General features: G+C 75.8%; 7 protein-coding genes and 2 pseudogenes. 4 read left to right on the top strand and 5 right to left on the bottom strand.

The features are described from left to right. Window positions 1–10: 10 nt before the first annotated feature. Window positions 11–1,720: a hypothetical protein gene (locus tag ACYP53_RS41680; protein ID WP_459651293.1), complete on the top strand. Its 1,710-nt coding sequence runs from the start codon at window positions 11–13 to the stop codon at window positions 1,718–1,720. Window positions 1,721–1,733: 13 nt separating this feature from the next. Here the strand turns inward: ACYP53_RS41680 and ACYP53_RS41685 are convergent, their stop codons facing one another. Next, on the bottom strand, window positions 1,734–2,384 hold the full coding sequence (locus ACYP53_RS41685; protein ID WP_459651294.1) for a histone deacetylase: 651 nt from the start codon (window positions 2,382–2,384) through the stop codon (window positions 1,734–1,736). Between the two features lie 450 nt (window positions 2,385–2,834). Here ACYP53_RS41685 and ACYP53_RS41690 point away from each other — a divergent pair. After that, a pseudogene (locus tag ACYP53_RS41690) lies at window positions 2,835–6,824 on the top strand (Pls/PosA family non-ribosomal peptide synthetase). 74 nt (window positions 6,825–6,898) lie between these two features. Beyond that, window positions 6,899–7,144 carry a DUF4287 domain-containing protein gene (locus ACYP53_RS41695; RefSeq protein ID WP_459651295.1) on the top strand — a complete coding sequence of 82 codons (246 nt, stop codon included), beginning with the start codon at window positions 6,899–6,901 and terminating at the stop codon, window positions 7,142–7,144. 12 nt (window positions 7,145–7,156) lie between these two features. On the opposite strand, the gene ACYP53_RS41700 is transcribed toward ACYP53_RS41695, so the two are convergent. Then, on the bottom strand, window positions 7,157–8,482 hold the full coding sequence (locus ACYP53_RS41700) for a methyltransferase (protein ID WP_459651296.1): 1,326 nt from the start codon (window positions 8,480–8,482) through the stop codon (window positions 7,157–7,159). A 553-nt stretch (window positions 8,483–9,035) separates the two neighbouring features. Continuing rightward, entirely contained in the window at window positions 9,036–10,280 is a 1,245-nt protein-coding gene (locus tag ACYP53_RS41705; RefSeq protein WP_459651297.1) for a 4-hydroxybenzoate 3-monooxygenase, read from the bottom strand. Between the two features lie 448 nt (window positions 10,281–10,728). On the opposite strand from ACYP53_RS41705, the gene ACYP53_RS41710 reads away from it, so the two are divergent. Beyond that, window positions 10,729–11,322 carry a hypothetical protein gene (locus ACYP53_RS41710; RefSeq protein ID WP_459651298.1) on the top strand — a complete coding sequence of 198 codons (594 nt, stop codon included), beginning with the start codon at window positions 10,729–10,731 and terminating at the stop codon, window positions 11,320–11,322. A gap of 55 nt (window positions 11,323–11,377) precedes the next feature. On the opposite strand, the gene ACYP53_RS41715 is transcribed toward ACYP53_RS41710, so the two are convergent. Continuing rightward, window positions 11,378–12,022 carry a flavin reductase family protein gene (locus ACYP53_RS41715; protein ID WP_189924254.1) on the bottom strand — a complete coding sequence of 215 codons (645 nt, stop codon included), beginning with the start codon at window positions 12,020–12,022 and terminating at the stop codon, window positions 11,378–11,380. Window positions 12,023–12,157: 135 nt separating this feature from the next. After that, window positions 12,158–12,801: pseudogene (locus ACYP53_RS41720) on the bottom strand (carbonic anhydrase). Window positions 12,802–12,872 lie beyond the last annotated feature (71 nt).

Raw genomic sequence — 12,872 nt, forward strand, 5'->3', positions numbered from 1 at the left:
CGGAGGTGCCGTGGCCCCCTCGATCACCCTGGACGCCGAACGCCGGATCGCGGCCGCGCCGGAGCGGGCCCGCGCGGCCGTGGTGGCGGTGCTCCAGCGCTCCGGCTTCCAGCTCACCGCGGACCTCGCCACCGTCATCGAGGCCCAACGCGGCTCCGCCGTACGGGCGGTGATGATGGTGGCGGACCAGGTGCCGGTGCTGGCGCGGATCAACGTGCTGCCCGACCCCGGGCCCGCCGTCGGGCCCGCCGTCGGGTCCGGGATCGAGCCCGAGCCCGGGTCCGGCCCCGGGCCGCAGGCGGCGCTGGTGCGGGTGCACTTCTCGGACCGGGCGCTGTCCGCCGTGGTGGTCGGGGTGCAGGAACCCTTCCAGCAGGCGTTCCTGTCGACCCTCGCCGCCTTCGACAAGGCGCTCGCCGACCTCGTCCCCGGGACCGCCCCCGGCGCCTTCCCCGCCCCGAACCTGTGGGCGCGCCAGCGCAGTTCGGACGTCGCCGAGCGCGGCCACGCCGCCGGGCAGCGCCTCGTCGACGGGGCCTCCTCGGTGCTGTCCGGCCGCCTGTCCGGCGCGCCGAGGAGCAGCGGCCCGGCGGGCTGGGCGGGCATCACCCACGTCCGGTTCGTCTCGGACGCGGGCCAGGCGGTGCTCGGCATGCCCGCCGTCGGCGCGCTGCTGGCGGTCCCCGCGCTGATCGGCTCCGAGCGGGTGGCCGCGGGCGGGGCGCCCTCGCTGCCGGACGCGCTGCGCGCCAAGGTGCTCGACCTCGCCGCGCTGATCGAGACCAGGCTCTCCCAGGGCGCCTACGGGCCGCAGACCGTCCACGTCCCGGACGAGCACCGGCTGACCTTCCAGTTCCTGTGGCAGCAGGCGGCGATCCGCTCCCAGCTGCCGGTGCGCACGCTCTGCGTCTGCCGGGACTGCAAGCACCCCAAGGTCGTCAACCTGGACCTGAAGCGGCTGCGGGCCAGGAACCGCAACCTCAAGATGCTGGCGTCCGTGCTCGGCGTGACCGCCGGCCGAGACAACCCGAACCCCTTCCAGGTCTTCAGCACCGTCTTCCGCCAGGCCAAGCTGGAACCCGACTTCATCTGCACCCGCTGCGAGAGCACCGAGGCCGACGAGCGCCCCGTCACCTTCTGCCCCGGGTGCGGCGACCAGCGCGCCGAGGCCGTCCTCACCACCTGCGACAAGTGCCGGCACGACTTCCGCACCCCGATGCGCGGCGCGCGCATCTGGGAGGACGTTCCGGCGGCGCCCCCGATGCCGGCCGTGCCGCCGACCCCGCCCCCGCCGGTGGCCCCGCCCGCACCACCGACGCCGCACGCGCCGCCGACCCCGCCGATGCCCGCGGCCCCGCCGCCTCCCGCAGCGACTCCGCCCCCGGCCCCGCCCCCGCCCGCGCCCGCCGTGCCGCCCGCCACCGGGTTCGGGCCCCCGTCCACCCCGTACCCGGCACCCGCACCCCCGACGGTGCCCTCCGCGCCCCAGCCGTGGACCACCCCGCCGCCGGTCAACCCGTACGCGCAGCCCGTCCCCGTCCCCGTCCCCGCCCCCGCGCCCCAGCCGCCCGCACGGCACTGCGCGATCTGCGGCCTGCCCTCCCCGGTGCTGTGGAGCGTGCAGGTCCCCCGCGAGGGCGGGGCCTGGCAGCGGCTGACGGTGTGCGCGACCACCCCGCGCTGCTCCCCGGCCTCCGCCACCGCGCCCGTGCGGGTGTGAACGGCGGGGCCGTTCAGCCCAGCGGCGCCGCTCGGCCCAGCAGCGCCGCGACCGCCGCTGGTGTCCAGTGGCCCGCCGCGCCGGGGCGGGTGGCGAGGTAGCCGGCGGTGCGCCAGGGCCCCCAGGCGTGGGACTCGGCCAGTCCGGCGGCCAGCGTGCGCAGGTAGGGGGTGGAGGGGGCGTCGAGCGCGGCGCCGGCCAGGCCGTGGGGGGCGGTGAAGGTCAGCAGGGGGTGCCCGTCCAGGGCGCCGACGTGCAGCAGGGTCTCGTAGCGGCCCGGGCCCAGCGCGGCGCGCCCGTCGGCGAGCACCCGGGTGAGGTCGAGGTCGGCGCCGGGGGAGCGGCGCATCTCCTGCGCGGCGATGTCACTGAACTGACCGACCGTCACCAGATAGGCACGGCACGGCACTTCGCCGTGCGCCGTCGGGTCGTAGAAGGCCGAGCCGCCGCCCCAGGCCGCTGACCGGCCGGCGAAGTACAGGGTGCCCGGCAGCGCGGCCGCCACCGTCCGGCGGGCGGGGCGCCGGTCGCGGCAGCCGGGGTGGGTGTGCGCCGAGCCGTCGGGGCGGCCGCCGCGCAGGTAGCAGGCGAGGCGGGCGGCGTGCAGGTTCGAGCCGTACGCCACGTACCAGACGAGGTCCTCCCCGCCCGGGTCCGCGCTCACGGCCCGCTCGCAGGACCGGGGACGCCGCGGCGGGCCGGCGCGCACCCGCGCCGGCGAGCGCGCCGGCACCCGCACCGGACGGCCCGCCCGGGCGGCCCGAACAAAACCTCCCGATTCGGTAAAACCACCCCCACTGCCGGTACGGTGCCGGACGCGACGGTGTTCATCAATCTGCCCTCTCCCACCACACCCGCCCACTGCCGGGCGACTACCCTTCACCAGCGAAAATGCTCGAAAATCTCCGAATCGACATTCGATTCACGTGCCGCCGGCCCCGCGCGGCAACGATGATGAGAATTTCCTTTGACCGCACCTTCGCTGCATCCAGCGGACTCCCAGCGGAGTCATGGTGAGTGGGCGCGCCCGCCGGTGACCTCAGTGTCACCTCCCACCACCCCCGACACAGCCCGACCGCGCCCCCAGAACCACGGAGCCGAGGAACAACCCCCCATGGACGCACGCCACGACCAGGCCGGCCCAGGCACGCTGCACCGCCCCCACCCGGGCCCCGCGGTCGGCTGGCCGGTGGCCCAGCCCGCCCACCCCCGCAGCCTGCTCGACGTCATCGCCGCCACCGCCGACGCCCACCCCCAGGCACCCGCGCTCGACACCGGCGACACCGTCCTGGACTACCGCGCCCTGCTCCACGAGGCCGACACCCTCGCCGGCCGGCTCGCCGCCCACGGCATCGGCACCGGCGACCGGGTCGGCGTGCGCATCCCCTCCGGCACCGCCGACCTCTACATCGCGATCCTCGCCGTCCTGCGCTGCGGCGCCGCCTACGTGCCCGTCGACGCCGACGACCCCGACGAACGCGCCGAGATGATCTGGCAGGACGCCGCCGTCTGCGCCGTCATCGGCGCCGGACTCCACCTGTACGCCGGACCCGCCGCCCGGCCCTCGGGCCGCCCCGCCTGGCCCACCCCGGCCGACGACGCCTGGATCATCTTCACCTCCGGCACCACCGGCCGCCCCAAGGGCGTCGCCGTCACCCACCGCAGCGCCGCCGCCTTCGTCGACGCCGAGGCCCGCCTCTTCCTGCCCCACGCCCCCCTCGGCCCCGGCGACCGCGTCCTGGCCGGCCTCTCGGTGGCCTTCGACGCCTCCTGCGAGGAGATGTGGCTGGCCTGGCGCCACGGCGCCTGCCTCGTCCCCGCCCCCCGCTCCCTCGTCAAAGCCGGCACCGACCTCGGCCCCTGGCTCGTGGACCGCCGCATCACCGCCATCTCCACCGTCCCCACCCTGCTCGCCCTGTGGCCCCAGGAATGCCTGGACGCCGTACGCCTGATCATCGTCGGCGGCGAAGCCTGCCCCGCCGAACTCGTCGACCGCATCGCCACCCCCGGCCGCGAGTTCTGGAACACCTACGGCCCCACCGAGACCACCGTCGTCGCCACCGCCGCCCGCATGCTCCCCGGACAGCCCGTACGCATCGGCGCCCCCCTGGCCGGCTGGGAGATCGCCGTCGTCGACCAGGCCGGCCACCCCGTCCCCTGGTACGAGAGCGGCGAACTGCTCATCACCGGCGTCGGCACCGCCCGCTACCTCGACCCCGCCAAGGACGCCGAGAAGTTCAGCGCCCACCCCGCCCTCGCCTCACCCCGCGTCTACCGCAGCGGCGACCTGGTGCGCAACGACCCCGAAGGCCTCGTCTTCCTCGGCCGCGCCGACGACCAGATCAAACTCGGCGGCCGCCGCATCGAACTCGGCGAGATCGACGCCGCCCTCCAGGCCCTGCCCCACGTCCGCGCCGCGGCCGCCGCCGTCCGCAAGACCCCCGCCGGCGCCGACCTGCTCGTCGGCTACCTCGTCGCCCGGCCCGGCACCACCCCCGACCTCACCGCCGCCCGACAGCACCTGCTGGAGCGCCTGCCCGCCTCGCTGGTCCCCGTCCTCGCCCTCGTCGACTCCCTGCCCACCCGCACCTCCGGCAAGGTCGACCGCAACGCCCTGCCCTGGCCCCTGCCCACCACCGGCACCGCCGCCGGCGCCGAAACCCTCCACGGCACCGCCGGACGGCTCGCCGGACACTGGGAACGCCTGCTCGGCATCGCCCCCGGCCCCGGCGACGACTTCTTCGCCCTCGGCGGCTCCAGCCTCACCGCCGCCCGCCTCGTCTCCGAACTGCGCACCCGCCACAGCGGCGTCTCCGTCGCCGACCTGTACGCCCACCCCGTCCTGAGCGACCTGGCCGACTACCTCGACTCCCTCGCCGGGACACCCGGGAGCGCCCCCGCCCCGGCCCCCGCCGACCGCACCGTCCGCCGCACCCCCCGCACCGCCGCCCTGTGGCAGACCCTCCTGCTCCTCGGCATGTTCTCCCTCGCCGGGCTGCGCTGGATCCTCGCCCTCACCGCCCTCGACAACCTCACCGGCAACCACCTCGCCTGGGCCCCGCACAGCTCCTGGTGGCCCGTCGCCGCCGGCCTCCTCCTCCTCCACAGCGCCCCCGGCCGCACCCTGCTCGCCGCCACCGGAGCCCGCCTCCTCACCGCCCGCGTCCGCCCCGGCAGCCACCCCCGCGGCGGCCACGTCCACCTGCGGCTGTGGGCCGCCGAACGCTACCGCCATGCTGGCACCGCCGCCCTCAGGCACCCCCGGGCCGTGCGCTACGCCCGGGCCCTGGGCTGCCGCGTCGGCCCCGGCGTCCGCCTGCACACCCTGCCCCCCGTCACCGGCCTCGCCCGCCTCGGCGCCCACAGCTCCCTCGAACCCGAAGCTGACCTCGCCGGCTGGTGGCTCGACGGCGACACCCTCCACCTCGGCCACATCGACGTCGGCGAAGGCGCCCGCGTCGGCCACCGCGCCACCCTCATGCCCGGCGCCCGCATCGGCGCCCGCGCCGAGATCGCCCCCGGCACCTGCGTCACCGGCACCGTCCCGCCCGGCGAACACTGGCACGGCTCCCCGGCCCGCCCCAGCACCGAACCCCTCGCCGACTGGCCCGCCGCCGCCGCATCCTCCTCACGCGCCTGGAACCTCGCCTACGGCGCCGCCTTCGCCCTCCTCGGCCTCGTCCCGATCATCTCCGCCCTCCCCGCCCTCGCCATCGTCTACCCGATGATCGACACCGACCGCACCCTGGCCGACGCCCTCCTCCAGCTCCTGCCCGCCACCGTCCCCCTCGCCGCCCTCACCCTGCTCTGCCACGCCGCCCTCATAGCGCTCCTCGTCCGCCTGCTCTCCCGCCCGCTGCGCCCCGGCTTCCACCCCGCCGGCGGCCGCGTCGCCTTCTGCGCCTGGGCCGTCAGCCGCCTCGGCGACACCGCCCGGCGCACACCCTCTTCCCCTTCTACGCCAGCCTCTTCACCCCCGTGTGGCTGCGCCTGCTCGGCGCCCGCATCGGACGCCGCGTCGAAGCCTCCACCGTCCTCGCCCTGCCCGGCCTGATGCGCGTCGACGACGGCGCCTTCCTCGCCGACGACACCCTCGTCGCCCCCTACGAGCTGCGCGGCGGCTGGCTGCGCCTGGGCCCCGCCCACGTCGGACGCCGCTCCTTCGTCGGCAACTCCGGCATCGTCGGCCCCGGCCGCCACCTGCCCGACAACTCCCTCGTCGGCGTCCTGTCCGACACCCCCGCCCACGCCCCGAAGGCTCCTCCTGGCTCGGCCGCCCCGCCTTCGCCCTGCCCCGCGCCGCCGGCACCGGCGGCGAGGGCCGCACCTACGACCCGCCCCGGCGCCTGTGTGGCCCGCGCCGGCGTCGAGGTCTGCCGGCTGCTGCCCGTCATCCTCGCCGCCCTCCTCGGCGACCTCGTCCTGGCCGCCCTGCAGTCGTACGCGACGACTACGGGCTGGGCGCGGCCTGCGCCACCGCCGGACTCGTCCTGACCCTGGCCGCCGTCACCGCCTGCGCCGTCACCACCGCCGCCAAGTGGCTGCTGGTCGGACGCTTCCGCGTCGCCGAGCACCCGCTCTGGTCCCCCTTCGTGTGGCGCAACGAGCTCTACGACACCTTCGTCGAGGAACTCGCCATGCCCTTCGGCGGCTCCACCATCACCGGCACCCCGTACCTCACGCGTGGCTGCGCAGCCTCGGCGCCCGCATCGGGCGCGGCGTGTGGTGCGAGACCCACTGGCTGCCGGAGAGCGACCTGGTCACCGTCGAGGCCGGGGCCAGCGTCAACCGCGGCACCGTCCTGCAGACCCACCTCTTCCACGACCGCGTCATGCGGCTGGGCCCCGTCCACCTCGGCGCCGGCTCCACCACCGGCCCGCACTCCGTCGTCCTGCTCAACTCCTCCCTCGGCGCGAACACCACCGTCGGGCCCGCCTCCCTCGTCATGCGCGGCGAGAACGTGCCCGGGGCCACCCGCTGGCTCGGCAACCCCGTCGCCGCGTGGAACGCCGACCCGACCCCGCCCGCCGGGCGCAGGCGGCGCCGGCCGCGGCGGCAGCGGCGTGACGGCGGCGTGATGTGGATCACTCTGTTCGAGCGATGAGTCGGCGGTGTGATCATGGTCCTATCCCGTGAGCGCACCGCTTCCGCTGTGCCCGACCGAGAGGAACCGGACCGATGAGCACCGACTCCGTGAAGACCGCCGCCGTGAAGACCGCCGCCCCGAAGGGCGGTCCGGCCTCGTACTTCCCGTCGATCGAGAAGAAGTACGGCCGCCCCGTGGAGGAGTGGAAGGACCTGATCCGCACCTCCCCGCTGGTCAAGCACATGGAGCTGGTCGCCTGGCTGAAGGCCGAGCACGGGCTCGGCCACGGCCACGCCAACGCCCTGGTCGCCCACACCCTGGCCGAGCGGAGCGCCTGAGCGCGTGCCCGCTCAGCCGCTGGAGGCCGCCGCGAGGGCGGGGGTGCCGCGGGGCGGACGGGCCGGGGCCGGGAGGGCGGCCCTGCGGGCGTGCAGGACGGCGGCGCCCAGCGGGAGGGGGGAGTGGCCCAGGAGTTCGAGCCCGGCGTCGGCGAGCAGCCGGCCGTAGTGGTCGGCGCGGCGCTCGCGGCCGCCGGTGTTGCAGCGCATGTGGAGGTCCCAGGCGGTGGCCAGGGAGAGCGACCCGTCGTCGGGCAGCAGGCGCTCGACGATGAGCAGGTCGGCGTGGGCGGGCATCGCGCGGGCGCAGTGGCGCAGGATCTCGCGGCAGCGCGCGTCGTCCCAGTCGTGCAGCACCCGGGACAGCAGGTAGACGTCCGCGCCCGCCGGGACGTCCGCGAAGTCGCCCGCCCGGTAGTCGCAGCGGGTGCCGCAGCCGGCCTCGTCCAGGCGGCGGCGGGCGGCGTCGACGACGTGCGGGCGCTCCAGCAGGATCCCGTGCAGGCCCGGGTGGGCGGCCAGGACGCGGCCGAGCAGTTCGCCGTTGCCGCCGGCGACGTCGACGACGGTGGCGGGGGTGGGGGCGCTCTCGGGGGCGGTGGTGCGGGCCGCGGCGGCCGCCAGGACGGGGTGGGCGGGCAGCGGTTCGAACATGGGGGAGCTCGCGGCCATGGACTGGTCGAACAGCCCGGCGAGTTCGGGGTCACGGGCGAAGTGGTCGAAGTGGTTCTCGCCGAAGAGGTGGTCGAAGGCGGGCCGCCCGGTGCGGGCGGTGTGCTCCAGGCCCGCGAAGGACTCGTAGAACGGGCCGCCGTACATCAGCGCCAGCGACCGCATCGACCCCGGGGTGTCGGCGCGCAGCAGCGCGCCGAGCCCGGTGAGGCGGAAGCCGTCCGGGTGTTCCGTCACCACGTCCAGCATGGCCAGGTAGCGCAGCAGCGCGGTGAGGGTCTCCGGGTCGGCGCCGACCCGCTCGGCCAGGGCCTCGCCGGTGGTGGGGGTGTCCGGGGCCAGGGCGTCGGGCAGGGCCAGGCGGGCGCAGACCGCCAGTGCCTGGGTCGTCCACGCGCCGGTGAACAGGTGCAGGAGGGTCTCGGCGGTCGCGGTCGCGGTCGCGGGCCGGTCGTTCGCGGAGCGGTGGCCGGGGTGGCCGCCGAGGTGCGCGGCGAGGATGTCGGGGTGGTCGCCGTGGGTGTGCAGCTCCAGCCGGCGGTAGGCGGCCCCGGAGGCGGCGGGCACGGTGAAGTAGAGGACGGTGCCGTCCTCGTGCGGGTTGTACCCGCCGCCGTCGGCGCGGGCGCCGTGCCGGGCCAGGAGCGCGCACAGGCCGCGCAGCACCAGCGGGTCCGCGGAGTCGACCTCGAAGGCGAGGTGCGCCTCGTGCCGGTGGGCCGTTCGTGGGCGGCGACGGGGGCGAGCGGGGAGCCCGGCGGGACGGTCAGCGCGAACACCTCGACCTCCCGGTGCTCACGGCCGGGGCCGAGCGCGGTCGGGCGCAGGATCCGGATGTCGAGCCCGGCCGGGTCGTACCCGTGGCGCCGGGCCAGCCGCTCCCGGACGACGACGCTGGGCACCGGCGGCGCGTCGAAGGCCAGTCCGCAGTCGGCGAGTTGGGCGTGCAGGGTCGGCAGGTCGGGCGGGAAGACCAGGAGGGCGGCGTGCGCGAAGCGGCAGTGCCGGGCCAGTGCCCGCAGCTCCGGGCCGGCCAGGCCGGGCAGCAGCAGGGGGAGCAGGGAGGCGGTGTCGTGTTCCCGGACGAACGCGGCCGTGCGGCGCAGGCTGGTCGCGTCGTCCTGGGCGGTCGTGGGTGTGGTCGTCGTCATGAGGGTGTCCTCGGTGTGGCGCCGGGCGTGCGGCGCTGCGGTGCTTGGGGGGCGGACCGGCCCGGTGGTCAGATGCCGACGTAGTTCTCGGCGAACCAGTCCTGGTGGGAGCGCGAGGTGCGCAGTGAGGCGATGCGGGCGCGGCGGATGGATTCGTGGAAGAACGATTCGTCATCGGACGGTCCGGGCCGCGCGTGCAGCAGCTGGACCATCCAGTGGGAGAACTCCTGGGCCCGCCAGACGCGCTCCAGGGCCTCGGCGGAGTAGCGCTCCAGCGCCCGGCCGTCGCCGTGGGCGAGGTCGTCGACCAGGGCGCGGGCGAGCAGTTCGGCCTCCAGGACGGCGAGGTTGGCGCCCTTGGCGGCGGCGGGGCTGATCAGGCCGGCGGCGTCGCCGGCCAGCAGCAGGGAGCCGTGGCGCAGCGGTTCGACGACATCGGATTCCAGGTCGACGACGGCGCGCTGGAGGATGCGGCCGCGGTGCAGCGGGCCGTGCTCGGGAGCGCGCATCCGGGTGTCGAGTTCGTCCCATATCCGCTCCTCGGGCAGCTCGCCGGCCCGGGTGCCGCGCTCGCACTGCAGGTAGTAGCGGGTGACCTGCGGGGTGCGGGCCATGTGCCCGGCGAAACCGCGTCCGTGCAGCGCGTAGCCCACGGCGTCCAGGCTCGGCGGGGCCTCGGCGATCAGGCCGAGCCAGGAGACGCCGTGGTCGCGGCGGTGGTGACGGGCCGTCGGCGGCAGGGAGCGCCGGGACGCGCCGTAGCGGCCGTCGCAGCCGGCCACGTAGCGGGCCGCCCACTCGGCGGTGCCGTTCGTGTCGCCGCCGCCGCTTCGCGTGCCGCCGCCGTCCGGGGTGCGGACGGTGACCGTGGGCCGCGGCCCGTCGATGCCGTGCACGGCCAGGGCCTCGGTCTCGAAGTGGACGCGCCCGCCGGCGTCCAGGTACTGGTCCAGCAGGTCGCCGACCAGGTCCTGCTGCGGATAGACGGTGTGCTGCTCGCGCAGGCCGAGGCCGGCGTAGTCCAGGCGGAAGTGCCCGTCGTCGGTGCGGAATTCGCAGCTGCCGTGGAGCCGGCCGTCGCGGTGCAGGTTCCCGGACAGGCCGTGCCGGTCGAGGATCCGGACGGTGTTCGCGGCGAGGAAGCCCGCCCGGGCCCGGGTGCGGATGTGTACGGGGGTGGCGCGTTCCAGGACGGCGCAGTCGATCCCCTCGCGGTGGAGCAGGTTCGCGAGCAGGAGACCGGCAGGTCCTGCGCCGAGGATGACAACATCGGCCGTGTTCCCGGCCGTTCGGGTGTTCTGACTCTTCGTCACGGGAAACGGATCATAATCGGCGCCGGATACATGGATCGCTGGAAATCGCCCGAAGCGGTGAATAGGCGGATGATCATGGCGTCCGGGCCGGTGGTCGCCGAGTCGTGCTCCGGGTGGTCGCCGCGTCGCGCTCTCGCACCGTGTTCCGGGACCGCCGGGGCGAGCGGGTGGACCCGGGGGCCGGGGCCGCCTGCGGCACGATCGGGAAGCAGGCGGCCCCGGCCCCGGGTACGGTTCCGTACGGGCGGGGCATCGACCGCGGGATTGCCCGTACGGCTGCGGTCGGGTGCCATTCGACAACTTCAACAGCACTTGAAGTCAAGCCCGGGGCCCGCCGCGGTCCCCGCCGCGGCCCGCCCCCGCGCGTCCCCGCCGCCCCGGCGCGGGGTAGCCTCGCTCACGGCGCGGGCCTGCGGACGGGCACGGACGAGGCGGACAGGGGCGGTCGATGACGGAGCAGCAGCGCGGCTACTGGCGGGTGTCGGATGATTCGGCGGTCAGTGCCACCCAGGCGCACATCGTGTGGACCAGGGCGGCCTACCCGGCCCTGGTGGAGGTGGCAGGCCGCTACCACGGCGTGATCACCTACGCGGACCTGGCCGAAGCGGTCCAGGAGGCCTCCGGGGTACGCACCCGGATCAACCAGCGGCACTGGATCGGCAAGGTGCTCTCCCTGGTGATCCTCGAAGCCCACCGGCGCGGCGACCCGCCGCTGACGGCCCTGGTGGTGCACGCCGTCGACGGCAAGGTCGGCCCCGGCTACCAGGAGGTACTGGCGGTGGCCGGACAGCCCCCGCTGACCGAGGAGATGGACCGCGAACAGCACGCGGCCGCCGCCCGCCTGGCCTGCTACCGCCACTTCGGCGCCGACCTGCCCGCCGACGGCGGCACCCCCGCCCTCGCCCCGCGCCTGCGGGCCTCGGTGGAGCGCAAGGCCGCCGCCGTCGCCGAGGCCCGCCCGCCGGCGATCTGTCCGAACTGCTTCCTGCAGCTGCCCGCCACGCGGGTGTGCGACTCCTGCGGGGAGACCATCGCCCCCTGAGAAGTCCCCTGAGAAGTCCCCTGAGGAGCCTCCTGAGCGGGCCGGCGGGCCGCCGTCACCCGGCCGAGGCGCCCGCCGGCAGGCGCCCCGGCATCCGCCAGCCCTCGGCCAGGCGGGAGGGGGACAGCCGCCGGCCGTCCCCGAAGAACTCGCAGAACTTCATGATCAGCGGGTCCCAGCCCACCGGGTCCACGTAGTGGTCGCTGCCGGGCACGAGCAGACCCTCCTCGACGTGCGCCCGCACGACCTTCACCTCGAACGCGGTGCACCGGTCGTTGCCCGCCAGCGGCGTCGCCGCCTCCACCCGGCACTCCAGCTGCACCGGGCACTCCGCCGCCCGCGGCGCCCGCACCAGCTCGCCCGCCAGCTCCGTCAGCCCGGCCGCCTCGAACTTGCGCCGCTCGTGGCGGTAGCCCTGCTCCCGCCTCAGCTCCGAGATGTCCGGACGGGCGGTCAGCAGCGCGAGGGCGTCCACGGCGTCCACCTGCGCCGAGGACGGCAGGTTCAGCACGCACTCGCCCTCGCGCCGCAGGTTGTCGGCGGTCTGGCTGGTGTTGCCCAGACCCAGCACGCAGGACTGCCCCAGCCACCACGCCGAGGACATCGGCGCGAGATTGGCGCTGCCGTCCTCGTTGCGCGAGCCGATCAGCACCACCGGGGTGCCGAAGTACAGGACCTTCAGGTCGATGACCTTGTGCACGGGAATCGTCGTCCTTGGGAGAGGGAACCGCTGTCGGTCACCGACTCTGCCCCCGCCCGGACGGGGGCGCTGGCGGTGATCGGACATCCAGTTGCCCCGCCCGTCCCGCCCGTCCCGGCGGGCCCGCCGGGTGTGTCAGGCCGCGCCGTCCACCGGCCCGTGCGCGGCGACCTGACGGGCCTGGCCGTCCAGCAGCCGGTAGGACAGGCCCACCACGGCCACCTTGCCCTCCGCGACCTTCGACGCCAGCGCCTGGGAACGCTCCACCAGCAGGTCCACGGTCTGGCGGATGTGCACGTCCACGATCGCGTCCCGGTCCTCGATGCCCGCCGCCTTCGCCGACAGCACGCTCGGGGTCACCCGCTCCACCACGTCCCGCACGAAACCGCCCGGCAGCTGACCCTGCTCCAGGGAGTCCAGCGCCGCCGCCACCGCACCGCACGAGTCGTGCCCCAGCACCACCACCAGCGGGCACTCCAGCACGCTCACCCGTACTCGATGCTGCCCAGCGCCTCCGCGCCGGTCACGTGCCCGGCGGTGCGTACCACGAACAGGTCACCCAGGCCCTGGTCGAAGATGATCTCGGCGGCCAGCCGGGAATCCGAACAGCCGAACAGCACCGCGAAGGGCCGCTGCGCCGGTGCGAGCGCGGCACGGCGCCCCGCGTCCTGGTTGGGGTGCTCGGGGTTGCTCGCGACGAACCGCGCGTTGCCCTCCATCAGCATCCGCAGCGCCTCGCGGGGGTCGGAGATCGGGTCGGATATCGGTGTGGGGATCATGCCTGCACCCTAGATCGCCACGGACGGCCCCCGCAGCCGGGGGTGACCGGTCTCTCACTCCCGGGCGGCAA

This window comes from Kitasatospora sp. Ki12, from assembly GCF_054601375.1.